Here is a 26,054-nt window from a genome sequence, read left to right as displayed (position 1 = left end):
AACCTATCGGTCCGTCCGCCACGGGTGACAATCGGGCACCGACAGTGGCACATCGCGGCTCCTGTCGGGTTCCTACAGTCGGTACGGGATGATCAGTCCGCCAGCTCGGGGGCGTGGCGCGGACAACCCCTCGGCGCGACCCGTATCGAGCATCCCGCGGTCGTACGTCACCAGCGCGGTCAGGTCCTCCCGAAGCGACGGCGCGCTGGCCACGTGGGTCGCGTCCAACGTCCTCAAACGCCCGACCAGCAGGGCGGCCCCGTCACGCACCTCCCGGGTGAGCAGAATCTCGGTGATCCCGGCGTCCAGGTTCTCCGCGGCCTTGTGGAAGTGCCCCACGAGGTCCAGGGGCCGTGCGGACTCCACGAAGCCGAGCGTGCTGGTGGCGAGCGGCTCCGTGAGCCGCTGCTGGAGGAAGGCGTCCAACTCGACTCAATGAAACGGCGGGCCATCCACGTGACCAGCGCCGACTTACCATGTAGATCAACGGCCGTCCTCTTCACGCTCGGCCAGGACCAGCGCCACGGGATCGACGTCCTCCGGTACCGCGTAGTGAGGCATGCTGCGCCGGTCGGCGGCGGCGACCTGCGTCAGCTTGATCTTTTCTTAAGCGACCAGGTGCGCGTACCGCTCCATGGGGCCGCCGGCCGGCGGCAGTATGGCGATCACCTTGCCGTGCCGGGTGACCCGATGGCCTCGCCCTTCTCGACTCGCGCGAAGACGGCGCTGGGGTTGTACGAGAACTCTCGGACGGAAATGGTGCTCATGCCTCGCTCCCCTCACAGCAGCCAGGTTGTGCGTACACGTCTCAGGGGCACCTACATTCCGATGCCCCCTCAGCCGCTGCGCGCGGTGTCGACCGCCTCGGCGAGGGCGTCGATGTCCGAGGCCAGGCTCCGCCAGGGGCGGGAGAGATCGACGACGTGCCGCCAGATCTTCAGCCGCCCCTCCCCCACCGGCACCACTACGACGCCGGGTCTGCCGGAGGCGTAGACGAGGTGCCCCTCGGCGAGGCCGAGGCGTACGCAGTACGCCGTCATCTGGTACAGGTCCCCCCGCTGTGGTCTGGTCTTGAACTTGGCGTCGAGGACGACGGCCTGGCGCATCGCCCCGTCGCGCGGCGACGGCAGGTAGTGCACGAGGTCGGGCTTGAGGACGTGTCTGCCTGCGACGTCCAGGGAGAAGTTCCGGTCCTGTGGCTCGGGTCTGCCGCCGATACGCAAACGCAGGGCTTCGCCCACCGCACGGGCCAGGTAGGCCTCGAAGAGGCGCCACATGGTCACGAGCATTCCGTCGACGGCGATCTCGCGGCCGTCGCCGAGTTCGTAGGAGGCGCCGCGCAGAACAAGTTCGGCGAGGACGAGGGCGTGGGCGTAGCGGGCGTTGTGTCGGCCGGGTGTCCACCGGGGCGCCGGTGCCCCGGCGGGCAGGAACCGGACTCCGTCGAGTCTGGCGGTGAGGCGCTGGAGGGCGGAGCGCGGGGCCGGATCGAGGCCGGGCACACGGAGGAGGCGGCGGGCGGCTGCGAGAAGGAGACGGTTCTCCGGTATGTCGGGCGTGTGGTCGTCGTAGGCAACCTCCAGGGGCACGGGAACGCCCGGTCTGCGGCGGAGCTGGTCGGCGTGGCGGATGCGGCCCCGGACGACGGGCAGCGTGTCGTGCGTCTCGCGGTAGTCGTGCAGGACGCCATGCAGCAGGGCGCGTTCGGCGGCGGAGACGAAGGCGTGCGCGAGGGCCGGCAGCAGATCCGGTCGGGCGTCGGCGGTGACCGGACGCGGATCGAAGTCGACGCGTTCGGGGGCGTAGGAGACGAGGTGGAGGAGGCGGTCGACCGGGACCTTCGGTGTGATCGTCAGTTGAAGGGCCCCGTCACCGGCACCGAGACGTACGGAGCCCACACGGTCTTTGGCCTTCAGGCGCCACCGTGTGGCGGTCTCGGGACGCAGGTGGACGAGACCATCGTGGGCGGCGAGCGTGGTGACCTGGGCGGGGACGAGGTCCCAGGCGGTCCAGCCACCGCCCTCCGCCAGCCGGATGCGCGCTGCGGTGTCACGGCAGTCCCGTGGTTGGGTGCGACGGGGGTTCACGCGTCCTCGGAGTCAGCGGTTTCGTCTGTGGACGGCAGGATGCCGATCTGCTCCCGGAGCTTGTCCAGCCCGTAGGTAAACTCCACGTCGGTGCCGTCGCCCCAATGGTGCTCGGTGAGGAGCGGAATGATCTGCGTCCTCCACAGCCGTTCGAGGGCGCCGTCACCTGCGTGGGCGAGGTCCTGCATGAAGTACGAGGGGCCGACGCGGAAGGAACGGTCACCGGGGCTGCCGTCGGCGAGGAGTCGGTTGATCTCGTCGAGGAGGCGGGCGTGGGAGTCGTCGTACGAGTCCGGGTCCTCGCCCTGCTCCTCCGCCCGTCTGCGGAGCCAGGAGTCCAGCGCTCCGGCCACCGGCGGGGTGTCGGGGTGCAGTTCCATGAAGGAGAAGCGGCGGCGCATGGCGGCGTCCATGTACGCCACCGAGCGGTCGACGGTGTTCATGGTGCCGAGGATGTAGAGGTTGGGCGGCAGACGGAAGCCTCGGCCGTCGTCGGAGCCGTACAGCAGGTGGACGCGCTCGTTGCGGTACTCCAGGAGGAAGTACAGCTCGCCGAAGATCTTGGCCAGGTGGCCGCGGTTGATCTCGTCGATGACCAGGACGAACACCTCGGCCGGACGCCTCTCCGCCTCGTCGGCGAGTTTGCGCAGCGGCCCTCGGACGAGGTCGTAGGCGAGAGCGCCGCCGGTGTCACCGTCCTGGCCCGCGTTCAGGCGCGGGCGGATGCCCTCGAAGAAGTCCTCGTAAGCGTAGGCGGGGTGGAACTGGACGAGGCGTACGTTCGTGGCGCTGGAGACGCCGGCCAGATGACGGGCGAGGGCGAGCGCCGTGTACGTCTTCCCGGTGCCTGGCGGCCCGTGGAAGATCAGTTGCGGGGTGGCGCGGAGGAGCTCGACGCAGTCCTGGAGCCAGGCCGTGTCGGGCATGTGGAGCGCTGCGGCCAGTTCTTCGGTGGCGTCGGGCAGTACCGCTGGGCCGGCGGGCAGCGGGGCGGTGCGCGGCATGTCGCCGATGAGGGCGAGGACGGTCTCGGCGTACTCGGTGGCCTCAAGGATCTGGGAGTTCGCGTCCTGGACCACGCTGGAGAGCCCGGAAGGCAGGTCCTTGAGGAAGTCCAGGGGTTTGTTCAGGTTGCGCCAGTCGACGGGGCGTTCCAGCCGCTCAGCGCTGTGTGCCGCCGGACCGCCGACCACGCCGACGTAGGTCTCGAAGCCGTCGGTGGACAGCACGATGTCCCCCTTGCGCATGCGGTTGAGGAAGGCGTCCAGCTCCCGGGCGACGGCCTCGCGACGGACCGGGGCGGTGGCCGGGAGGGCCGTTTCAGCTGCTCTGCGGATGCTTTCCAGGTCGCGGGTAGCTGCGGTCGAGGGCGAGAAGCCCGGGTCGAGGGTGATCATCGAGTCGTCGCGCCACGGCCCCCGGATGAGGGAAACACCGGTGGCGGCGTCCACGCCGCGGATGATCCAGAGCTGGCGGGGGGTCTCCTCGTCGTCCGCGCTCTCTTCGAGGCCGAGTGGTTGCTTGGCGGCCACCAGTGCCTCTTGGACGGGCTTCCTCCGCTCGGGCAGGGCGCGGACGGTGTCCACGCTGCTGCGGCCGACGTCGAGGACGCCTTCCTCGTGGAGCAGGGTCAGCCACTGGTCGCACTCGTGGGGCAGCAGAGGCAGCCCCGGTCCGGCCTGCCCGTCCTGTCCCATGACCAGGTACCAGCCCGGAGGACGCGTGCCACGCAGCACCGCGCCCAGAACCTCGGGGTCCACTCCGAACTCCTCGGCAACCTCTTCCAGCGCGACCCAGGACCCGCTGTCGGGGAGCTGTTCGAGCGCGGTCACCGCCAAGGAGACCTCGTGCTGCTGCTTCTCCCATTTCCGGTACCGCCGGCCCGCCTCCAAGGAGAAGTCGACGGGATCGGGAAAGCGGTCGAGGGCGTCCGCGCCGATCCCGGTCAGCTGCCAGCGGCGCTGGGCCCGGTACAGCCAGCCCGCTCTGACGAGACTGCTCGCGTTCCGGTTCACGTAGTTCTTGAAGCGCGAGTCGGACTCGGGCGGGGAGTCGAGCACGGCCTGAGCCCAGTCGTCCCTCAGCCCCGGGTTCTCGGCGAGGACCCGTTCCCACAGCTCTCCGAAGACCATGCCGTCCTGGAGCGCGGTGTCCCGCAGGACGGTCGCGGCGGTGTGCAGGGCCTGGGCGACGACGGTCGTGATGCTGGGCACGGCGTCCATTCTTCGGAGGGTACGGGGGTGACGGCGCCGTCGGGACTCAGTCCAGACCGACCGGCGTGAGCGGCGGGACGGGGCTGTCGTCGGGGCCGTTCGTCTGGACGAGCAGGAGGTCACCGACCGTGGCGTCCCGGCCGAGGCCGAGGGCGGAGACCGGAATCGCGCCCGGGGCCTGCGCCGTGCCGACCGGCTGCAGGCGCAGCTCGTCCTCCGCGCCGCGGTAGGCGAGGACCGCCCACACCTCGTCGTGGCCGATGCGGGACACCACACTGCTCAGCCGGTCGGAGAGGACCGCGCACACAACGGTGAGTCGTCGCCGCTCCGTCCTGGGCACGGGAAACGCCGCGAACCACTCCAGCGCGCCGGGCAGCGTAAGCGTGCCCTCCAGCAGCCGCTGGACGGTCTCGCGTTCCTCTTCGCGGCCGTCACCGGTGTCGGCGGCGGCGAACCGGACCAGGGGGAGGCCGTCGTCCAGGGTGCGCTGCCACTTGGGCAGCAGGAAGTCGATGGTCAGTGCCTCTTCCCGGGTGGGCGGGCACACGTCGTCGCCCTCGCCGAACTGGGCGAGCCAGGCGTTCACGTCTCCCCAGCGCCACACCGGCGAACGTCCAGCGATCCCCTCGGGGTCCGGGAAAGGCCGCTTGTCCTGCCGTCGCTCACCGCTCACCCACTGCTGGACGTTCTGCCGCGACCGCTCGACGCGCTCGGCGATGTCCGAGACGCCGACGAGATCGGGGTCGACACGCACCAGTCGCAGATCGGGCAGGGAGCTGCGCAGCCGTACGACGATGCGGTGGGCCGCGTCGATCGCGTTCACCCCGCTCTCGGAGACGTCCAGGAAATGCCGGCCCCGGTGGCGGGTCAGCACTCCGTCGAACGTGTCGTGGACGATCCCGACGACCTTGTCGTCGTCGAGCCCGATCCCGTCCACCACGAAGTTGAATTCATACTCCATGACGCCCCAGCCCCCCATGTGTATGCCGGTCTGCGCTTCCTGGTATCCGTCCGTACGCCTCTCACTCCAGGGAACGCCCCCGGGCGCAAGCTTCGCCGACCTCGACTGTGTTGTCAATTGACAACACCACCTCGGAGAGCCGCGCGCGGGTCGTCCGGAGGCAGCGGGCACCACTTCGCCTTGCGGGCTATTCGACGGGCCTCCTGCCCGGGGTTCTTCGGCGTGCCGCCGACGCGGATCACCGTGCAGTGCTCGGGGCACGGGCAGTACAGCGTGCCCCAGTGCGCCTCCGACGCCAGCTTCCACCCGTCGCCGACGAGTCGCTTGAGAACCGCCCGGACCTCCTTGCTCGGATGGTCCGCCGCAGCGATCTCACGTCCGACCACGCACGCCTCCACAAGCCGTCACCCGTCGCAGAGTTGACCGTCAACTCGAGCGGAGCGACAACCCTACCCGCCCCCACCGACACTGGCCGAAACCACAACTCGACTGACCGGAAGGGACGTTGCGGAAGATGATCGTCAACTACGGCCGAACGGGACACGGCCCGTCCGGGGCGACGCGGACCGCGCACTCGGCCCACACCGTCTTCCCCGGCCCGGGCCGCCCGGCCACGCCCCAGCGGTCGGCGACGGCCTCCACGAGAAGCAGCCCCCTCCCGCCGTCGCTGTCCACGGAGGGCTGCGCCGCCGACGCGGAGAGCTCCGGTCGCCCCGGGTGGGCGTCGGACACCTCGACGCGGATGAGCTCCCGGTACCGGTCGTACGTGAGCCGCAGCTCGAAGTCGCGCCCGGGGACGCGGCCGTGGAACGTCGCGTTGGCGGCGAGTTCGGCCACGACGAGGGTGACGGTGTCGGAGACGGGGCTGCCGTAGGGCAGGTCCCAGAGGTCGAGCTGGTGCGTGGCGAGTCTGCGGGCGAGGCGGGCGCCCCGGCGGGTAGCGGAGAACCGCTGGACGAACACACTTACGGTTACGGCCTCTTGGGCGCGTGGTGCTGGCATGCGGCCAGCGTTCCGACCCCTTCCCGGTGTCCAACAGGGACGACACCCATACAGGCCCGGCTGTATCGGTGCACACTCTGGACTGGGCGGGTAACTCCCCGTGACCCTGGGGGGGCCGGGCGGGCTTGAGCGGGTGAGGCGTGGACACGCGGACACGGAGGCACGAGGCGATGAGGACGGATCACGGCGGAGGCGGCAGCGCGAACGGTACGGAGGCGGAGCTCTCCGACAGTCTCAAGACGTTCGGCGCGGTCCTCAAGGCCCTGCGCGAGGAATCCGGCCTGACGCAGGAGGAGTTCGCGCTGCGGGTACGGTACTCGGCCGCGTACGTGGCCAAGATCGAGCAGGGGAAGCGGTTCCCGCCGGCGGATCTGCCCGGGAGGGCGGAGGAGGTGCTAGGGGCGGTCGCGGTGAAGGTTCTTATGGCGGCGGCGCGGAGTCTGACGCGGAGGGCGGGACTGGCGTCTTGGTTCCGGCAGTGGGCGGGGATCGAGGAGGAGGCGATCTCCTTGTACGCGTATGAGTGTCGGGCGATTCCGGGGTTGTTGCAGCCGGAGGGATACGCGCGGGCAGTGTTCGAGCGCAACCTGCCGCCACTCTCGCAGGAGCAGATCGAGCGGCAGGTATGTGCGAGGCTGGAGAGGCAGGAACTCCTGACGTCGCGGCCGAACACCGCCTTCAGCTTCGTCATCGAGCAAGGCATCCTGGAGCGGTGCGTTGGAGGGAGCTCGGTCGCTACTGAGTTTGTTGGCGTGTTGTCGTTGGGGGCTGACGGGGTGTGATCGTCGCGGTATGCCGGTTGTATGAGGTATCCGCAGGGTGGTGGGCTGACGCCTGAACGGCAGGCGTTTCGTGAGCGGATCCGGATGGAGGCCGCCGAACGGTTCGGCGCCGGCGCCTCCAACGCCGAGGTCGCCAAGGACTTACGGGTGAGCGTGCGCTCCGTTCAGCGGTGGCGCCTGGCCTGGCAGGACGCAGGCGCGGGCGGTCTTCGCTCGATGGGTCCGGTGTCGCTGCCCAAACTGAGCGAGCAGCTGTTCGCGGTACTGGAGCAGGAGCTGGCCAGGGGCCCGGTCGCACACGGCTGGCCGGACCAGATCTGGACGCTGACGCGGATCAAGACGCTGATCGGGCGCCGGTTCCACAAGAGCATGTCCCTCTCGGCCATCGCGAAGATGCTGCACCGGCACGGCTTCAGCCACCAGGTCCCCGCCCGCCGCGCTGTGGAGCGCAACGAAGAAGCCGTCACAGGCTGGGTGAAGGAGACCTGGCCCCACGTGGAAACACCGCGGCGGCGCTCGGGGCCTGGCTGTGCTTCGAAGACGAAGCCGGCTTCTCGATGACGCCGCCCACCACGCGAACCTGGGCCCAGCGCGGTCACACACCCCTCATCCGCGTGCGGGGACGCTCCCAGCGCCGCTTCTCCATCGCGGCCCTGGCCTGCTACAAGCCGGGCGAACGCTCACGCCTGATCTACCGGCCCAAGCGGCACGTCGATCACAAGCGGGGCGGCAGACGCAGTTTCACCTGGACCGATTACCGCGACCTGCTCATCGCCGCCCACCAGCAGCTCGGTGCCCCCATCGTGCTCGTCTGGGACAACCTGAACGTCCACAAGGACGCCCGGCTGAGAGCGTTCATCGACGCTCACGACTGGATCACCTGCTACTTCCTGCCGGCCTACGCCCCCGACCTCAACCCGGTCGAGGGCCTCTGGTCACTGCTACGACGCACCAGCCAGGCCAACACCGCCTTCACCGACCCAGACCACCTGATACGCACCCTCCGGCTTGGCCTCCGCCAGATCCAGTACCGCAGCAACCTCATCGACGGATGCCTCGCCGAAACCGGCCTCACCCTGACGACACCACGCCAACAAGCTCAGTAACGAAGTCATCGACCATCTGCTCCACGTTGGGCAGCGGCACAACGTGGAGATCCAGGTCATGCCGCTTCGGCAAGAAGATCACTGTGGTGTCGAAGGGCAGATGTACCTAGCCGAGACACCGACACACCAGTGGATCGGCTATACCGAAGGGCAGCGATCAAGCAATCTGCTCACTGCCCCGAACGACTTGAGTGTCCTCCTCCAGCGCTATGGCAAACTGCGTGCTCAGGCCCTGGATTGCCGGGCTACCGTGAGCCTGTTGAAACAGATGCGAGGAGCGCTATGAGCACCACTGATCAGCTGCGCTGGTTCAAGAGCAGCTACAGCGGGGGCGAGGGTGACAACTGCGTCGAGGTCGCCGTGCGCCCCGAAGCGGTCCACATCCGCGACTCGAAGGACAAGCGCATCCGTCCGCTCGTCGTCACGCCGACCGCTTGGGCGGCGCTCACGGCACTCGCGGCAGGCTCGTCCCTGGGCGGCTGACTTCGCGTTCTACAAGACGCTGGCGGGCGGGCACGGAAGCAGATTCCGTGCCCGCCCGTTCATCTGGGCCAGCCTGTCCTACTTCTCCTCGTCCTCACCGAAGAGGTTGAGGAGGTCGAGCTGGATGTCGCCGCCCTCGACCTCGTCCAGGCCGAACAGGCCCCCGCTGAGCTGGTCGGGGGCCGTCTTGCCCCGCCGCTTCTTCTTGGCCGCCGGTGCGGTCGGGCTCTTCGGCGGGCCTCCGGCCGGGATGACTCGGGTCAGCGGGCTGGTGCCCGGAGGGTGGCGCGGGCCCTGAGCAGGTGGCGGGGTGAGCGACGGGTGGGTGAAGGGCCGCCCCTCGGCCATCGCCTCGTAGACGCGGACGATCTCGTCCTTCGTGTCCTGGAAGACGGCGGGCTGCTTGTTCTTGAACGCCCGGAAGCTGTCCAGGACGAGGTCAACGTCCGCGCGCTCGATTCCGTACAGGTGGAAGTACGCGGCGTCCAGCTCCGCACGCATCAGGAATCGGCGCCTCTCGTCCCAGACGAAGGGTGGGCCGTCGTCGCCGAGGTACTTGGCCCAGGGGGCCATTTCATAGGAGGTGTAAGTGAGTTCGAGAACTCGGGGGCGAATCCAGTCGGCGAGGGGGGCGCCTCGGGTCCAAGGGGTGGAGAGGTCGTAGGCGGCGGGTGGCAGGACTGGGAGCTGCTCCAGGTAGGTGTACGTCAGGTGCGCGCCTTGCACCTTTTGGCGGGCGGCGAAGTCCAGCACGAAGGCAGAGAAGTTGGCCAGCAACGCATACATCGGTTCATCCACAGACAGCGGCAACAGCAGTGGTTGGGTGTGTCCCACAGCCGTCCTCGGCAGCACCGTTGCGATCACTGTGCGTTCGTCCGATGCCCGGCACACGTCCCGCCAGCCCATCAGCCACCCGTGCCGCCAAGCCTTCCGTGGAACAGATCGGTCCTCTGCCAGTCGTTCCTCGACGTCCCCTTCAGCAACCCAATGACGCGGCAGGGGTACAGCGGAGGGATCGCGATGAGCGTCGCCGTCGAGCCTCGGAAGGGTGCCTTTGTTGATTTGGGCCTGAGTTGCGTTCTCGTAGGTCGCAAAACGGCTGTCGAACTGGTGGAGAAACTTGCCTTCGTAGAGGGGCAGATAGCGCACATCGTCACTCACCAAGACCGTGCCGTCGCAGATTCCACCCTGGCCAACAAGTGTGTCGGCAGACTGGAACCGCTTGGAGGCTGTGGCCATGTCGAACATACGGAGGAACGGCCCGTTGCCCAGCTTCCACGGATCTGCCGGGCCCCCACTGACGTGCCGCCGCAACAGTGGTACTCGATCATGCACCCCCTCCAGGGCGAGGAGATGGCTCCGACTCTCACAAACCGGCGCGGTCCGCGTATTCGGGTTGATCCGCTTGAACCCCGCCTCATCCAGCGTGAACTCCCGCGCATCCAGCTGATCGGGCCGTCGAGCCCGGAACGCAAGCCGCACCGCCGGATAGCGCTCGGCGAGATCACGTCCCGCCACCGTGAAGAGGCTGAACCGGTACTGGTTGTGAACCGCCGGAAACAGCTTCTCCTCGTTCTCCATGTCCAGCACGGCCACCATCTGCCGCTTCTCCACCAGATCCGAGAAGAAGGGCGCCGTCGTCTTGTCCGTCGCGATCCCCGTAGGCAGGACCAGCCCCGCCATCCCCTCCGGGCCGATCAGCTGGCGTGCCTTCTCCGCGAAGACGGCGTACGTGTTCACGTCACCGAAGCCGGTCTTCGGGAATAGGCCCGACTTCCGGTACATGGTGACCTGGCCCTTGGACTCCCGCTGGTCGGACTGGTACTCCGCGTACAGCTGGCGGTCCCCCTCGTTCGGGCGGCCCTCCTCGTCCACGCTGGTCGACAGCTTCTCGATCATGCGGTCGCGGATGCTGGCCGTGGCCGCCGCGGCGATCTTCTCGTCGCGAGCCGCGAACCACTCCTTCTTCTGGATCTTGACGCGCTCCCACGGCGGGTTGCCCAGCACCGCGTCGAAGCCGCCCTGCCAGCCGGTCTCCGGGTTGACGTCGTCGCCTTCGGACTCCTCCACCCGGAAGACGCGCGGGAACTCCAGGTGCCAGTGGAAGAACTGGTTGCGGCGGACGATGTCCCGCAGCATCGCCTCCGCGCCCTCGTCCGCCAGCGGTCCGTCCTCCACGTCCTTCTCCACGGCGCGCAGGACGTTCGTGGTGATGGCCGTGGGCGCGCCCTTGTGCTTGGGCCACAGGAAAGACGCGCACCACACGTCCGCGACGCGCTTCAGATGCCGCAGTTCGGGCTGCTTCTCGAACTCCCGGTGCGCGCGGGCGTGCTGCCGCACCTCGGCGAGGCTGTGGTCGCCGATCTTCGCGACGTTCTCCGCCTCCGCCCGCACCACGGCCGTACTCGTCCGCATGATCCGCTCGGCGAACGGAAGCTGCTCCGTACCCTTGCGCTCCTGGTCGTTCTGCTGGCGCAGCCTGGTGACGACCGGCTGCTGGTCGCCCTCCAGCTTCTCGAAGGCACCGTCGGGGATGCCCCGCTCAAGGACGGCCGGAGTCGCTCCCAGCAGCGCGTTGCCCGTCTTGATCCGGTCGTCCAGGTAGGCCAGGGGCTCACCCGGGGTCAGCGACTCCAGCCACAGCGAGACCTTCGCCAGTTCGGCGGCGAGCGGGTTGATGTCGACGCCGTGGACGCAGTGGCGTACGACCTTGGCCATCGCCTCGCGGACCAGTTCGGGGGCCGGCTGGCTCTCGCCGTGCTGCATCCGCGCGTACCGCACGGCGATGCGCCGGGCCGCCGCGACGAGGAAGTGGCCGGAGCCACAGGAGGGGTCGACGAAGTTGATCCGCAGCAGGTGGTCCGGGACGCCCGATGCGGCGTACCGCTCTATGACCGGGTCCAGAGCCGTGTCGAGGAGCTTCTCGATGAGGGACGACGGGGTGTAGTAGGAACCCGTCAGCTTGCGCTTGTTGCCCGCGACGAGGTCCTTGAGCTCGAACAGCTCGTTCTCCGGCTCGCGGGCCGGGACGAGTTCCAGTAGGGACTCGTAGACACTGCCCAGCTCCTCCGCACCCAGGTGCCGGTAGTCGACGCGGGTGGTGCGGCCCTTGTCCTTGATGCGGGAGAGCAGGCGTACGGCCTCCAGCAGGCGCTCGTTGGGGAGCTTCGCGGCGCGCAGTGGCTCCGGGCTGCCCGGGAGGCGGGCGGACCGGGTCTCCTGGTCGATCTCGTCGGGCCCGGGAAGGTAGTAGAGGCCGCCGAGTTCGGGCAGCGCCAGCGTGGGTTCGCCGCCGATGGTGCCGAGGGCGTTGAGGACGCGGACGAGTCCCTGCCACAGGTCGGTGTGGTGGTCGCCCTTCCTGCGAGCGGCGATCCGGCGCAGGCGGGCGGTGGAGAAGTACAGGGTGTAGCGCTCGCGTGCCGCCTGGTTCGCCTTGATCTCCGCCTTGGTGGGCTTGCGGCCGGGGCGGCCCGGGTGAGCGAGCAGGGCGTCGCGGTCCTCGGCGACGAAGAGGAAGATCAGCTGGTAGGCGAGGCGCAGCAGTTCGTGGTGAAAGTCGTCGAGGGCGCGGCGGCCTCCGGCCGTGATCGCCTCCGCCAGGGCGGGGTTGTTCTGGAGGAAGCCCGTGCCGAGGACGTTCAGCGCCTTGGCGACCTGGTCGCGCAGGAGGTTGCGGGAGCGGATGCCGGTCTCGACGGCGAAGTCCCGCCACCACTCCAGGCGGCAGTCCGCGGGGGTCAGCGGAAGCTCGTCGGGGCCGGCGAGAGTGTCGGCCCCCGCCTCGTCCGCGTCCTCCTCCTCTTCGGCGTCCGCCTCGTCCTCCGTCGCCGCTGCCGCCGGGCCCCGGCGCTTCTTCTCGGGCTTGGGCACCAGTTCCAGGCGGGAGGCGTGCAGCAGCGCGTACATCAGGAGGAAGTCGGAGAAGTCCCCGCCGCCGAAGATCGCTTCGAGGTCGAACTCGACGTACGCGGAGCCGACCAGGGCCGTGGAGTCGCGCAGGAGGCGCAGAACCCTGCCGTTGGACAGGATGCCCCACAGGTGATCCGGGGAGGCGTTGAGCAGCTCCTGCATCATCGACTGGGGGACGCGGGCACTGCCCGCCGACCAGCGGTCGAGGGGGGTGGTCCAGCCGAGGAGGTGGACGGGAAGGTGGCCCATCCACTGGTGGCTGACCTGGTATGGCTCACGGCCGGGCAGCCTGATGCCGCCGCGCCGAGGGGCGAGGCGGCCGTAGCCCAGCTCCTCAAGGAGGGTGAGGAGCCAGACGCGGGTCGCCTTGGTGGGGTCGGCCTTGCCGTCGAGTTCCTTCAGCTCCTCCTGGAGGGAGGTGTACGCGGCGCGCAGCGCGTTCCACTTGCGGCTGGCGGCGTCCTCGATACGCACACCGCGCCCGAGCCCGTAGTCGGCGGGGGCGCTGCCGGGCAGTTCCGGGTCGCCAGCGCGGATCTTGCCGAGGAGGTCGGCGGAGAGCAGGCCCCCCTCGACGCGTACGGCGGCGGAGGCGGGGAGGCGGTCGGGGGCGAGGGTGGTCACCGGTCTCCTCCGGGGGCGGGCTGCGGTGCGGCCGGGACGTTGAGGTATACGTACACGCCGAGGAGGTCCGGCTTGCCGGACGGCTCGACGTCGATGCGGCGTACGGCGGCGGCGCCACGTTCACGGCCGCGTTGGCCGGCGGCCTCGCGGACCCGCTGGTGGGCGTCGCGGAGCCGGTCCGCGAGGAGCAGGCCGCGGGCCTTGAGGTGCTCCTCGATCTCCTCGTCGTCCAGTTCCGCCGCTGCCCGGGCGGCCTGCTGGTCGCGCAGGGCGGGCAGGGTGTTGAGGTCGGGGGTCGCGGTGAGCAGGGCGGCGGTGTCCTCGTCGGACAGCCAGGTGCGGGTGCCGTCGTCGCCGGTGCGCCAGGCGAGGACCTGGGCGTCGTCGGCGACCAGGACGCGCTGCTCGTCGGTCGCCGTGCGGCCGGGCAGGGTGAGGCGGAAGCGGTAACGGGCGAGCAGCAGGACCGTGCGGCGGTCGACGGCACTGGTGCGGATCACGCCGAGTCGGCGGGCCGGGCGTTCCTCGGGGGGCAGGCTGGTGTCGACGGCCGCGTCGAGGAGGTAGCGGGCGAGGGCACGCACGGCCGGGTCGGTGCGGGAGAGGGCGTGTTCGCCGCGGGCGACGGGGAGGTCCTCGCGGAAGACGAGGTCGCGGGCGGCAGTCTTGGCACGGCCCTTGGCCTTGGCTCTGGCCGCTGAGCCCGGCGCGGTGGTCTGGTCGGCGTCCTCGTAGAAGCCGAGGGCGTGCTTGAGGCCGGTGGGCAGCGGGTCCACGGGGGCCTTGAAACCCCGGTCGCGGGCGTCGCCGATCGGCTGGGCGCCCAGCTGGGCGAGGGACTCGCGGGTGAACGTGGCGATGTCGCCTGGATCGCCCAGGGCCTGGCGCAGCGCCTCCAGTTCGGCCTCCACCTCCTCGGGGCGCAGACCGACGTGGGCGAACTTGGTGAGGACCTTCGACTCGCGCTCGGCGGCCGACTCCCACTCCTTGTGGAGGGCCTCGCGGGCCCGGCCGAAGTCGGGGTCGTCCTCGAAGTCGAGGGTGAGCTGGCCCTCGGCCTGTTCGCCCCGTAGCAGCAGCGCGCTGGCGAGGGCCTCCAGGACGCCCCGGCCCTGGTCGGGGACGAGGACGGCCACTCCGGTCTGGTCGGCGATGTCCTTGTGCTTCTGGATGAGGACCTTCAGGACGAGGCCGTCGATGCCGGTGTCCGTGTCGTAGACGGTGATCTCGCGGACGCGGCGGCGGGGCTGCCCGAACCGGTCGACGCGGCCCGCGCGCTGGAGGTGACGGGTCGGGTTCCAGGAGAGGTCGTAGTGGATGACGGCGCCGAAGTGCTCCTGGAGATTGACGCCCTCGGAGAGGCAGTCGGTGGCGACCAGGACGTGCCGGCCGCGCCGGGCGGTCAGCTCGTCGACGCGGGCCTGCCTGGCGTCGGGGTGCAGGGTGCCGGTGACCGCCTCGACGCTCGCGCTGCGGCCGAGTTCCTCCTTGAGGTGCTGGGCGACGTACTCCGCGGTCGGGATGTAGTGGCAGAAGACGATCGGGTCGTAGCCGTCGACCAGTTGCCGTTTGACCCGGTCGACGAGGATGCGAAGCTTGGCGTCCGTTTCGGGGCCGGCGAGGGCGTCCGCACGGTCGGCGAAGTCGGCGAGGAGCTTGGCCTCGCTCGTGCCCCCCGTGCGGGGCCGCTCGGGGGCGGCTGCTTCCTCGTCCGGGAGTGACGGGAGTGAACCGGGCACCACGTCCATGCCCTCGGCGCTCTCGTCGTCGGTGAGTTCGAAGGCGGCGGCCCGTCCCAGCCGGTCGGCCTCGGCCGGGGTGCGGGTGGCGGCGATCAGGGAGCGGGCGCGCAGGGTCGCTGCTGCGGCGGCGGGCGAGGACAGGACGCAGCGCAGCAGGGTCAGCGCGGTCCACCAGGACATGCGCTGGTGGTGGTCGCCGCCGGGGCCGCGCACCTGCTGGCGGGTGTGGGCGAGGATGTCGGCGACGAAGCGGGCGTAGTCGGTGTCGAGCCGGTAGAGGGCGTCCTGGGTGTCCCGGTCGTCGGGGAAAGGCGTGTCCTGGCCGACGTACCGCTTGATGTCGTGGCGGCGGCGCTGCACGAAGTGGCGGGCCAGCTTGTCGCGGTCGGCGGACCGGGTGGTGTCCAGGGAGCGCAGGGACGGATCGAGGAGCCCGGTGAGTTTCGCGAACGCCTGCGGGTCACCGCTGTGCGGGGTGGCGGTGACCAGGATGAGGTGGCGGTCACGCTCGGTGCGGTCGGCGAGCGCGGACAGCAGTTCGTACCGTTTCTGCTGTTCGTTGCCTCCGGTGCCCACGCAGGTGTGCGCCTCGTCGACGATCAGCACGTCCGGGCAGCGGCGGCGGAAGGCGTCACGGCGCTCCTCCTGCTTGATGAAGTCGGTGGAGACGACCGTGACCGGGTAGTGGTCGAAGATCGAGCGGCCGGGGTCGTCGATCGCCTTCTGCAGCCGTGCGGCCGTGGACGGCAGGACCAGCTCGGGGTCCATGCCGAACTTGTCGCGCAGTTCCCGCTGCCACTGCTCGGCGAGCGAGGGTGAGCAGAGCACGGTCATGTTGCGGGCGGAGCCCTGCTCCATGAGCTCCTTCGCGATCAGTGCGGACTCGACGGTCTTGCCGATACCGACGTCGTCGCCGATCAGGAGGCGTACGGGGTCCATGCGCAGCGCCATCATCAGGGGCACCAGCTGGTAACGGCGAGGTTCGACGGCGACCGCGTTGAGGGACCGGAAGGGTCCGGCACCCGCCGTCGAGGCGATGCGCAGGGCGGTGCGCAGGAGGGAGGCAGAGGCGAAGTCGCCGGCTTCGCCGGGCAGGGCCCGGGGACGGCCGAAGCCCGGCTCGTGGACCTCGTCGGGGAAGAGGGCGGCGACGAACTCCCGGTCGCCGTCCAGCGGCTGGGCGAGGACCAGGTCCTCGGTGCTGCCCGGCAGGACGACCCAGTCGCGGTCCCGGGCGCTCACGAGAGTGCCGGGTGCGTGACCGGCCGGGGCGCTCATCGGTCGCCTCCCCTGTGGTCGCGGCCGATGCCGAAGACGTCCGGATATGCGCGCACGGTGTCCTTCCAGTCGGGTCGGGCGCCGGCCCTGATCACCAGCCAGCCGTCGTCCATCATGCGGTACACGTCCTGCTCTCCGAGCGGCCGTGCCCCGTCGTACTCCAGGAACACGGCGACCTCGGCGCCGGGGAGGTGGAAGACCACGTCCGCGACGTCGGTGGCCGTCTCGTCGGGAAGCCGGTGACCGCCGTCGGCGAGCAGGCGTACGAACGCCTCGACGGGGCTGTCCGGTGCCTGTCCTGCGAGTGGGGCGGTCGAGAGCGAGGGGCGTACCGGACGCGACTCGTCCTTCGTGCGCGAGTGGGCCAGGGCCACCAGCCAGGGTGCGGCGCGGTGCCGGTCGATGCGCCGATGGAAGCCCTGGTTGGAGTAGGACAGCAGGCAGTCGTAGCAGCCGAGTTCGCAGCGCTCGGCCGCGCCGTCGGCGCGGTCCAGGTCCTTGCCATCCTCGTCGTAGTGGATGATCCGCAGGGCCTCCTTCGCCACCAGGGCGAGGGCGTTCTCATCGTCGTACAAGCGGCGCAGCACGCCCGCTCCACCCTCGGCGCTCTCGACGAAGAGGGTCCGGCCGTGCCGCTCCGCGTCGGGGAGGTCCTCACTCTCCAGCTCGGAGTCCTCCAGTTGGAAGTGCGCCTCGATGCCGCGCTCCAGCGCGTAGCGTAGGGAGATCGCAGTGAGGTCGTCGACCGGCTCGGCGAGCCGCACCACCGCGATGTTCTTGGTGTCCTGTGCGTAGGGGATGACCTGGAGGGTGCGCTGGGCACGGTCGAAGGACGCCAGCGACTCCTCTTCCGCGGACTCCTCCTGGGCCAGTCGGGCGGCCTTGCTCTCCGAAAGCCATCTGCCGCTGACCGGGTCGAGCCAGAAGCCCTGCCCCGAGCGGTCCTGGGCGGCGCGTTTGCGGTAGCCGAGGTTGAGGACGCGGACGCTCGCCGAGTCCCCGTAGGCGACCTCCGCGAGGGGCTCCCCGTCCGCCCCGCGAACCTGTGCCTGGTAAGCCCCACCTGGCGCGTACCGGTACACGGTCCGCAGGTGGAAGCCCCGCTTGAGGCGCTCCTCCTCGTCGGAGGAGATGCGGCGGCGGGGTTCCGCGTGCACCTGCGTCAGCTGCATCAGTTTCGGCAGGGTGCGGTGGAGCGGGACGGCGCAGTTCTCGCAGCGGTCGGCCCCCTCGAGCCGGTCGTGCCAGTAGCCGCAGGCCTCGCAGAGCCTGATGTCACTGGTCGCCACCTGGCCGGGGCGGTCACCCATCGGGACGGTCACGCGGTCGATGGTGTAGCGGTTGCCCTCGTGGTAGATCAGCGCGCCCGGGCCGAACTCGCCGATCGCGATGAAGCGCGGCCGCTGGATGTAGGCGCCGTTGCGCTGTCCGTACACCCCGGCAGAACGCTCTCCGGGCACGTAGGCGGCCAGGGGCAGACGGGGGAAGGAGTAGCCAGGCAGGAAACCCTCGGAGGCGAAGTAGCGGTAGGTGTAGAAGTCGCTGTACGACTCGCTGTTGGCCTCGTTGCGCAGCAGCTTCAGCTGGTTCTCGGCCTCGGCCCGGCGTCCCGCCGCGCGGTCGCGGTCCCGGCGGCTGAGGGAGAGGTCGTTGGCCCGGCGGTGCTGCTGTTCCACCTCGCCGCGCGCGGTGCGGTAGAGGCGGCGCCAGCGCTCGCACGCCTCGTCGAGACTGCCGAGGGCCTGGCGGACGGTGCGCTCGACCCAGCCCTCGTGCCACCAGGAGGAGCCCGACAGCTCGTCGTGGAGCGGAGCCAGGACCTCGGTGGCCCGGCCGATGGCACGCAGCCGGGCCGTTTCGCTGTCCAGGTCGGCACGTACCCGCGCCAGCAGTTCTAGTGGCCACCGATCCTCGGCTTCTCCGCTCCCCGCGCCTCCCGCGGTCTCCGCGTCGAGCACGTCGGTGAGGCGGCTACCGAGGTGGACGCCCGTCTCGGCGAGCCAGATCGAGTGGACGTGGGAACGGATCAGCTCCTCGTTCGCCAGGTCGAGCCGGGGCGGGGTGACGCTGCCGGACACCATGAGGCCGGGGCGGCGGAAGTAGTACTGATCATGAGGGGAGCCGGTCGAGCAGTAGGTCGTGACGAGGGCGGGCTGGCCGCTGCGGCCGGCGCGCCCGGAGCGCTGCGCGTAGTTCGCGGGGGTCGGGGGGACGTTGCGCATGCCAACCGCGTTCAACTCGGCGATGTCCACGCCGAGTTCCATCGTCGGCGAGCAGTAGAGGATCTCCAGGTCACCTTCGCGGAAGGCGTCCTCACGGGCACGGCGGGTCGTGGAGTCCACCTGTGCTGTGTGCTCGTGCGCCTTTATGCCGGTTAGTCCGGCGGCCCCTTCGCGGTACAGGTCGCGGAAGTACGGGTTGACGCGGACGTGGGCCTCCGCGTCGGTCACCTTGCGCACCGGGTCCGGTTCGGGTCGCGTGCCGTCACCGGGAAGCCAGCGCAGGGCGGAGGCGCGCAGCTGGTGGCCGTAGGAGCCGTCACGCTCCTCCTGGACGACGGCGAGGAGCCCGCATTCGCGCAGCACCCGCATCAGGTCGCGGATGACCGCGTCGGCGTCGGCGACCGGGATGCGTTTGCCCGCCTGGCCGGGGAGGGCGGCGAACTGACCGATACGGCGCAGGTAGCGACCGTATCCGCCGAGCCCGCTGAGGTGCACGGTGTCGGCCGCCGCGCCCGTCCGCCCCGGGCCCGCGTAGGCCAGACGGGCTCGGACGCGCGGCTCACGTCCGGCCAGGGCCCAGGGGGCCACGAGGTGGGTTTCGCTGATGCTGCCGAGCCGGTCGAAGCCCTCCTGGGTGAGGCACTCCACTTCCACCGCGAGGGAGCGCCGGAGTTCGTCGAGGAGATCGCGGGCCAGCTGCTCCCGGTGGGCGGCGGTGTCGCCGGTGAGGAGGGGGTGGCAGCCCTCCCAGGAGCCGGAGTCGTGCGCGATCTCGGTGAGGGACGTGTAGTCGAAGCGCAGCAGGCCGGTCTGGGAGAGGTTGGGCATGGTGACGCGCCAGCCGCGCTCCAGGTCGGCGTAGACGCGGTAGGCGAGGACCTCGCGCAGGGCCGAGTGGGCAAGGTCGCGCTGGTGGAACTTGGCGGTCGGCACCCTGGCGTACGTCTCCATGGGGAGGGCGAGGGTGTCGAACACGGCCTGGGGAAGCCGGTCGTAGGTCAGGCCCTGCTCCCCCGCCGCCGCGAGAGCACGGTAGAGGGCACCCCGCACCTGGCTGACCAGTGCGAAGTCGTTGAAGTGGCCGGCCTGGAGACTGGCGTCCTGCCGGTTGTCGACGAACGTGAGAAGTTTCTGTGCCCTCTTCGTGAGGTCTTCCTGGTCTCGCAGGGAGCGTACGACGCGGGAGCTGATCAGGGAGACGGCGGAGCTGCGGCCCTCCGCTGAGAAGGTGCCCAGCTTGGCGAGGTCCTTGAGGCGCAGCTGCTCGTACGAGGTGCGGCAGTGCAGGCAGAAGCGGAAAGGCGCGGAGATCCACCAGGCGCGCAGCCCCGTGCCGGGCTCGGTCGCCCGGCCGTCCGGGCCGACCCACACCTCTTGCGGAAGGTCTCCGGACCGGGCTTTGAGGACCGTGGAGCGGCCGTCGTCGTCCGTCTCGACCCAGCTCGCCGGAAGGCGCCGGAAGACGGCGTCCTCGTCGAGCGCGTCGGGCCAGGGCCGGTCGTCGCTGACGTAGAGGAAACCGTCACCGTCGGAGGCCGGGGCATCCGGATCCTCCCGTGCCTCGAAGACCGCGCCCTCGTGCTCGGCGGGGCGGGTGACCACCAGGTACTCCTTGCCGCAGTCACGGCAGAAGTGCAGGGGGACGAGCGGCTTGTCCCGGTGGTCGGGGACGCGGGTCTGGTACTGGCTGGTGAGGTGACGGCGGCCTGGTGGTTCGAGGCTGACGTAGACGGTGTCGCCCTTGGACAGGAACTGGTGCAGCCGGAACGCGAACAGGGGCCTGTCCAGCGTGCGGTGCCTGGCCTTCGCACCGACCCGCAGCACGGTCTCGATGGCACGGTGGCACGTCTCGGCGGGCTCCCCGCTCGCGTCGGCCAGCAGTCCGGATGCCTGGGGAATCGTCAGCGGAGGGCGGCGGACGAGCCGCCCACTGGGCTGCTCGACGGCCAGTCCCACGGTGTCCTCGACCCAGATTGCGAGGGAGTCGCGGCTCAGGTTGTCGAAGTCGGTCGGAAGTTCGTGTGGCGTTGCGGCGGCGCGTCGGACGGCGTCGGCGAGGGGGGCGCGCGGGTGTACTCCGGGTACCGCGTCCCGGCCCGGGTCGGTCGAACGCTCGAGTGTCTCGCCGATCACCCGCTCCGGCTCGATCTTCGTGCCGAACAGACGTGTGGCGACCTTGGCGATGTCCTCGCGGGCCTCGGCGAAGGTGACTCCGGTCGCCATGGTGGCCGACGTCCCGATGCACTGGAGGCCGGGCGCTTCACACGCGTCCCGCAGCCGGCGCACGAGCAGGGCGACGTCGGCTCCCTGGCGGCCCCGGTAGGTGTGCAGCTCGTCGAGGGCGAGGAAACGCAGGCCGCGGGCGGCGCCGATCAGCTCCTGGCGCTCGTCGGGGCGAGTGAGGAGGTATTCCAGCATCACGTAGTTGGTGAGCAGGATGTCCGGCTTGTTCCGCAGGACCTGGAGTTTCTGCTCCGAATCCTCCTGGCCGGTGTACCGCGCGAAGGTCACCTTGCGGCGGCTTTCGGGCACACCCCACGTGAGGTACTTCTCCAGCTCGTGGAGCTGGCTGTTGGCCAGCGCGTTCATGGGATAGACGACGATCGCCGAGATCCCGTCGGGGTTCGGGTTCCGCAGTACCTTGTCGACGATCGGCACGATGTAGGTCAGGCTCTTGCCTGAGCCGGTGCCCGTGGTCAGTACGTACGAGTCTCCGCGGTCGGCCACGATGATGGCCTCGCGCTGATGCTGGTGGAGGGAGAGGGTACGGCTGCCGGGGTCGTTCGGGTGCTTCTTGTGCCGGAAGTACTCCCGGCACATCGAGTGCAACAGGCCGTCGTCGCAGAGCGAGGCGACCGTCCCCCCGCTGCGGAAGGTGGGATTCAGCGCGAGCTTGGGGTCGGGCCAGCGGGTCTTGCGCTCGCGCTCGCCGGCAAGGTGCCTGTCGATGTCCGGGTCCCGCACGGCGACGAGGGAGCTGGTGAACGCCTCGTACTCGGCGATGAGGTCGTGATGGACACCGAAGACGTCCATGGCTCGGTCGGCCCCCTTGATCACATACGTCCGCTTGATCGCATGCCACGTCTCAAAAGCAGCCCCCGCTGCAGGACGGAATCACGCAACTGAGACAGCCTACTGCCCCACCACCCCCCCTTCCGCCGGTGGTTTCCCTCCACAGGCGCCACCTTTTCCAGTGAGCCCGAGGAGCGGGGCATGGTTCACTGCCTTCGACGGTCACCGCAGGCAAACGCCCGAAGGGATCTCCCCCGTGCCCCACAGCATCGACGAAGCCTTCATGGCACTCCCCCTGCGCGCCCTGGCCGACGCCGCGCTGGCCCGCGCGCGGGCGCTCGGCGCCGAGCACGCCGACTTCCGGTTCGAGCGGGTGCGCAGCGCGTCCTGGCGGCTGCGGGACGCGCGGCCGGCCGGGTCCTCGGACACCACCGACCTGGGGTACGCGGTGCGGGTCGTGCACGGCGGTACGTGGGGGTTCGCGTCCGGGGTGGATCTGACCATGGACGCCGCCGCCCGGGTCGCCTCGCAGGCGGTGGCGATGGCGAAGCTGTCCGCGCAGGTGATCGCCGCGGCCGGGTCCGAGGAGAGGGTGGAACTGGCCGACGAGCCCGTGCACGCCGAGAAGACCTGGGTGTCGTCGTACGAGATCGACCCCTTCGCGGTGCCCGGCGAGGAGAAGTCGGCGCTGCTCGCCGACTTCAGCGCGCGGCTGCTGGCGGCTGACGGCGTGGACCACGTGGACGCCTCGCTGCTGACCGTGCACGAGAACAAGTTCTACGCCGACACCGCGGGCACCGTGACCACGCAGCAGCGGGTGCGGCTGCACCCGCAGCTGACGGCCGTGTCGGTGGACGGCGCCAGCGGGGAGTTCGACTCGATGCGGACGCTGGCCCCGCCGGCGGGGCGCGGCTGGGAGTACCTGACCGGGACCGGCTGGGACTGGGACGGCGAGCTGGAGCGGATCCCCGCGCTGCTCGCGGAGAAGATGCGCGCGCCGAGCGTCGAGGCGGGCGTCTACGACCTGGTCGTCGACCCGTCCAACCTGTGGCTGACCATCCACGAGTCCATCGGGCACGCCACCGAACTGGACCGGGCGCTCGGCTACGAGGCCGCCTACGCCGGTACGTCCTTCGCCACCTTCGACCGGCTCGGCAAGCTGCGGTACGGCTCGGAGCTGATGAACGTCACCGGCGACCGCACCGCCGAGCACGGCCTGGCGACCGTCGGCTACGACGACGAGGGGGTCCAGGCGCAGTCCTGGGACCTGGTGAAGGACGGGACGCTGGTGGGCTACCAGCTGGACCGCAGGATCGCGCGGTTGACCGGGTTCGAGCGGTCCAACGGGTGCGCCTACGCCGACTCCCCCGGGCACGTGCCGGTGCAGCGCATGGCGAACGTGTCGCTGCTGCCGGATCCCGCGGGGATGTCGACGGAGGACCTGATCGGCGGGGTCGAGCGGGGCATCTACGTGGTCGGGGACCGGTCATGGTCCATTGATATGCAAAGGTACAATTTTCAATTTACCGGACAGCGGTTCTTCCGGATCGAGAACGGACGGCTGGCCGGCCAGCTGCGGGACGTCGCCTACCAGGCGACCACGACCGACTTCTGGGGTTCGATGGCGGCCGTGGGCGGGCCGCAGACGTACGTCCTCGGCGGCGCCTTCAACTGCGGCAAGGCCCAGCCGGGTCAGATCGCGGCCGTCTCCCACGGCTGCCCCTCGGCCCTCTTCAAGGGCGTCAACATCCTGAACACCACCCAGGAGGCCGGTCGATGAGTCCGCGTACGAGCAAGCCGCACGAGGTCGTCGAGCGCGCCCTCGCCCTGTCCCGGGCCGACGGGTGCGTCGTCATCGCGGACGAGGTCTCGACCGCGAACCTGCGCTGGGCGGGCAACGCGCTCACCACCAACGGCGTCACGCGCGGGCGCACGCTCACCGTCGTCGCGACCGTCGACGGCCAGGAGGGCACCGCCTCGGGTGTGGTGTCCAGGTCGGCGGTGGGCGCGGACGAGCTGGAGCCGCTGGTGCGGGCCGCCGAGGCCGCCGCGCGGTCGGCCGGTCCCGCCGAGGACGCGCAGCCGCTGGTCACGGGCGTGCCCGCGTCCCCGGACTTCACCGACGCGCCCGCCGAGACCTCCTCCGCGGTGTTCGCGGACTTCGCGCCCGCCCTCGGCGAGTCGTTCGCCCGCGCGCGGGCCGGCGGCCGGGAGCTGTACGGCTTCGCCAGCCATGAGCTGGTGTCCACCTACGTGGGCACGTCGACCGGGCTGCGCCTGCGCCACGACCAGCCCAGCGGCACCCTGGAGCTGAACGCCAAGAGCCCGGACCGCACCCGCTCGGCCTGGGCGGGGCGGGCCACGCGGGACTTCAAGGACGTCGACCCGACGGCGCTGGACGCGGAGCTGGCCGTACGGCTGGGCTGGGCCGGGCGGCGGGTGGATCTGCCCGCCGGGCGCTACGAGACGCTGCTGCCGCCGGCCGCGGTCGCGGACCTGCTCATCTACCAGCTCTGGTCCTCCTCGGGCCGGGACGCGGCCGAGGGGCGGACCGTGTTCTCCCGGCCGGGCGGCGGCACGCGGGTCGGTGACCGGCTCAGCGAGCTGCCGCTGACGCTGCGCAGCGACCCGCAGGAGCCGGGCCTGCAGTGCGCGCCGTTCGTCGTCGCGCACTCCTCCGGCGGCGACCAGTCGGTGTTCGACAACGGGCTGCCGGTGCGCGCCACCGAGTGGATCGGCGGCGGGCGCCTGGCGCACCTGCTGACCACCCGGCACAGCGCGGCCCTGACCGGGCTGCCCGTGGCCCCCTCGGCCGGGAACCTGATCCTGGACGGCGGCGGGGAGCGCTCACTGGAGGAGATGGTCGCCGGGACGGAGCGCGGGCTGCTGCTGACCTGCCTGTGGTACATCCGTGAGGTGGATCCGGCGACGCTGCTGCTGACGGGTCTGACCCGCGACGGGGTGTACCTGGTCGAGAACGGCGAGGTGACGGGCGAGGTCAACAACTTCCGGTTCAACGAGTCGCCGGTGGACCTGCTGGGCCGGGCGACGGAGGCCGGGCGCACCGAGCGGACGCTGCCGCGGGAGTGGAACGACTGGTTCACGCGGGCCGCGATGCCCGCGCTGCGCGTCCCGGATTTCAACATGAGCTCTGTCAGTCAGGGCGTATAACCTCGTAGTCGGCCGTCACCCGACTGCCCGAGGCCCCTGAGCACCATCCCTGCATCACCTAGGAGACACGAGAACCGTGACGGACATCGTCGACGAGCTGAAGTGGCGTGGGCTGTTCGCCCTGTCCACCGACGAGGACGCTTTGCGCAAGGCGCTCGCGGACGGTCCCGTCACGTTCTATTGCGGCTTCGACCCGACCGCGCCGTCGTTGCACGTGGGGCACCTGGTGCAGGTGCTCACCGTGCGCCGGCTCCAGCAGGCCGGTCACCGGCCGCTGGCGCTGGTCGGCGGTGCCACGGGCCTGATCGGCGACCCCCGCCCGACGGCCGAGCGCACGCTGAACGCGCCGGAGACGGTGGCCGGCTGGGTGGAGAAGCTGCGTCGGCAGATCGAGCCGTTCCTGTCCTTCGAGGGCGAGAACGCCGCGGTCATGGTGAACAACCTGGACTGGACGCAGAACCTGTCGGCGATCGAGTTCCTGCGGGACATCGGCAAGCACTTCCGCGTCAACAAGATGCTGACGAAGGACTCCGTGGCCCGGCGCCTGGAGTCCGACCAGGGCATCAGCTACACCGAGTTCAGCTACCAGATCCTGCAGGGCATGGACTTCCTCCAGCTCTACCGGCGCCACGGCTGCACGCTGCAGCAGGGCGGCAGCGACCAGTGGGGCAACCTCACCGCCGGGCTGGACCTGATCCACCGGCTGGAGCCGGACGCGAGCGTGCACGCGCTGGCGACGCCGCTGATGACCAAGGCGGACGGCACCAAGTTCGGCAAGACCGAGGGCGGCGCCGTCTGGCTCGACCCGGAGATGACGACGCCGTACGCGTTCTACCAGTTCTGGCTGAACGTGGACGACCGGGACATCTCCAAGTACCTGCGCATCCTGTCCTTCCGCTCCCGCGAGGAGCTGGAGGAGCTGGAGGAGCAGACGCTGCAGCGTCCGCAGGCGCGGGCCGCGCAGCGCGCACTGGCGGAGGAGCTGACGACGCTGGTGCACGGCGCCGACCAGACCGCCGCCGTGGTCGCCGCCTCCCGCGCGCTGTTCGGGCAGGGCGAGCTGGCGGAGCTGGACGAGCGGACGCTGGCCGCGGCGCTGGCCGAGGTGCCGCACGTCCGGGTCGCGGAGCCGGGTCAGGTCGTCGACCTGTTCGCCGAGGTCGGGCTGGCGCCCAGCAAGTCGGCCGCGCGCCGCACGGTGAAGGAGGGCGGTGCCTACGTGAACAACGTCAAGGTCACCGCCGAGGACGCCGTGCCCGCCCGGGAGGACCTGCTGCACGGACGGTGGCTGGTGCTGCGCCGGGGCAAGAAGAACCTGGCGGCGGTCGAGGTCACGGCCGGCTGACCGGACGCGGTGACCCGAGGGGCGGTCGCGGGACGCTGGTCCCGGGGCCGCCCCTCGTCGTGGTCCGTGCCGTTCCTTCGCCGTGGTCCGTGCCGTTCCCTCGGCGTGGTCCGT

At 70.4% G+C, this 26,054-nt stretch carries 15 protein-coding genes and 1 pseudogene; 7 read left to right on the top strand and 9 right to left on the bottom strand.

Annotation, left to right across the window (positions count from 1 at the left end; genetic code table 11):
- Positions 1 to 72 precede the first annotated feature (72 nt).
- From AC6I72_RS24755 to AC6I72_RS24730, 6 genes are all read right to left on the bottom strand, one after another.
- Positions 73 to 426 (bottom strand): PIN domain-containing protein, encoded by a 354-nt coding sequence (locus AC6I72_RS24755; RefSeq protein WP_498003372.1) that lies wholly within the window; start codon positions 424 to 426, stop codon positions 73 to 75.
- A gap of 410 nt (positions 427 to 836) precedes the next feature.
- Complete coding sequence (locus AC6I72_RS24750) at positions 837 to 2,087, bottom strand: McrC family protein (RefSeq protein WP_498003371.1); 1,251 nt, start codon at positions 2,085 to 2,087, stop codon at positions 837 to 839.
- On the bottom strand, positions 2,084 to 4,309 hold the full coding sequence (locus AC6I72_RS24745) for an McrB family protein (protein WP_498003370.1): 2,226 nt from the start codon (positions 4,307 to 4,309) through the stop codon (positions 2,084 to 2,086). Before AC6I72_RS24745 ends, AC6I72_RS24750 begins: the two co-directional genes overlap by 4 nt.
- Before the next feature lie 37 nt (positions 4,310 to 4,346).
- Positions 4,347 to 5,261: a helix-turn-helix transcriptional regulator gene (locus tag AC6I72_RS24740; protein WP_498003369.1), complete on the bottom strand. Its 915-nt coding sequence runs from the start codon at positions 5,259 to 5,261 to the stop codon at positions 4,347 to 4,349.
- A gap of 113 nt (positions 5,262 to 5,374) precedes the next feature.
- On the bottom strand, positions 5,375 to 5,647 hold the full coding sequence (locus AC6I72_RS24735) for a hypothetical protein (protein WP_498003368.1): 273 nt from the start codon (positions 5,645 to 5,647) through the stop codon (positions 5,375 to 5,377).
- Between the two features lie 139 nt (positions 5,648 to 5,786).
- On the bottom strand, positions 5,787 to 6,263 hold the full coding sequence (locus tag AC6I72_RS24730) for an ATP-binding protein (protein WP_498003367.1): 477 nt from the start codon (positions 6,261 to 6,263) through the stop codon (positions 5,787 to 5,789).
- Positions 6,264 to 6,433: 170 nt separating this feature from the next.
- Here AC6I72_RS24730 and AC6I72_RS24725 point away from each other — a divergent pair.
- The 4 genes and pseudogenes from AC6I72_RS24725 to AC6I72_RS24710 form a co-directional block, all read left to right on the top strand.
- Positions 6,434 to 7,012, top strand: a pseudogene (locus tag AC6I72_RS24725) (Scr1 family TA system antitoxin-like transcriptional regulator); the annotation flags it as partial.
- A 54-nt stretch (positions 7,013 to 7,066) separates the two neighbouring features.
- Positions 7,067 to 8,151, top strand: a protein-coding gene (locus tag AC6I72_RS24720; protein WP_498003366.1) for an IS630 family transposase whose coding sequence is annotated in 2 segments (ribosomal slippage) — positions 7,067 to 7,510 and positions 7,513 to 8,151 — 1,083 coding nt in all. Because the reading frame shifts where the segments join, the coding sequence is not laid out codon by codon here.
- A 58-nt stretch (positions 8,152 to 8,209) separates the two neighbouring features.
- On the top strand, positions 8,210 to 8,437 hold the full coding sequence (locus tag AC6I72_RS24715; RefSeq protein ID WP_498004813.1) for a Scr1 family TA system antitoxin-like transcriptional regulator: 228 nt from the start codon (positions 8,210 to 8,212) through the stop codon (positions 8,435 to 8,437).
- Positions 8,434 to 8,634, top strand: coding sequence for a DUF397 domain-containing protein (locus AC6I72_RS24710; protein WP_498003365.1), 201 nt, complete (start codon positions 8,434 to 8,436; stop codon positions 8,632 to 8,634). Before AC6I72_RS24715 ends, AC6I72_RS24710 begins: the two co-directional genes overlap by 4 nt.
- Before the next feature lie 78 nt (positions 8,635 to 8,712).
- Here the strand turns inward: AC6I72_RS24710 and AC6I72_RS24705 are convergent, their stop codons facing one another.
- Genes AC6I72_RS24705 through AC6I72_RS24695 form a run of 3 tightly spaced genes read right to left on the bottom strand, consistent with a single transcriptional unit; the run spans position 8,713 to position 21,445 of the window.
- Positions 8,713 to 13,170 carry an Eco57I restriction-modification methylase domain-containing protein gene (locus tag AC6I72_RS24705; RefSeq protein WP_498003364.1) on the bottom strand — a complete coding sequence of 1,486 codons (4,458 nt, stop codon included), beginning with the start codon at positions 13,168 to 13,170 and terminating at the stop codon, positions 8,713 to 8,715.
- Positions 13,167 to 16,190, bottom strand: coding sequence for a DUF8741 domain-containing protein (locus AC6I72_RS24700; RefSeq protein WP_498003363.1), 3,024 nt, complete (start codon positions 16,188 to 16,190; stop codon positions 13,167 to 13,169). Before AC6I72_RS24700 ends, AC6I72_RS24705 begins: the two co-directional genes overlap by 4 nt.
- The gene (locus AC6I72_RS24695) at positions 16,187 to 21,445 is read right to left on the bottom strand and encodes a DEAD/DEAH box helicase (protein ID WP_498003362.1); all 5,259 of its coding nucleotides are present in this window, start codon (positions 21,443 to 21,445) and stop codon (positions 16,187 to 16,189) included. The genes AC6I72_RS24700 and AC6I72_RS24695 overlap by 4 nt, the downstream gene beginning before the upstream one ends.
- 262 nt (positions 21,446 to 21,707) lie before the next feature.
- On the opposite strand from AC6I72_RS24695, the gene AC6I72_RS24690 reads away from it, so the two are divergent.
- From AC6I72_RS24690 to tyrS, 3 genes are all read left to right on the top strand, one after another.
- A complete protein-coding gene (locus tag AC6I72_RS24690; RefSeq protein WP_498004812.1) occupies positions 21,708 to 23,204 on the top strand; it encodes a TldD/PmbA family protein in 1,497 nt (498 codons plus the stop codon).
- Complete coding sequence (locus AC6I72_RS24685; protein ID WP_498003361.1) at positions 23,201 to 24,595, top strand: metallopeptidase TldD-related protein; 1,395 nt, start codon at positions 23,201 to 23,203, stop codon at positions 24,593 to 24,595. Before AC6I72_RS24690 ends, AC6I72_RS24685 begins: the two co-directional genes overlap by 4 nt.
- 76 nt (positions 24,596 to 24,671) lie before the next feature.
- On the top strand, positions 24,672 to 25,940 hold the full coding sequence (gene tyrS / locus AC6I72_RS24680) for a tyrosine--tRNA ligase (protein ID WP_498003360.1): 1,269 nt from the start codon (positions 24,672 to 24,674) through the stop codon (positions 25,938 to 25,940).
- Positions 25,941 to 26,054: the final 114 nt, after the last annotated feature.

This window comes from Streptomyces sp. Xyl84, from assembly GCF_059731885.1.
Note: the sequence above shows the minus strand (reverse complement) of the source record. Positions and strands in the feature narration are given on the sequence as shown.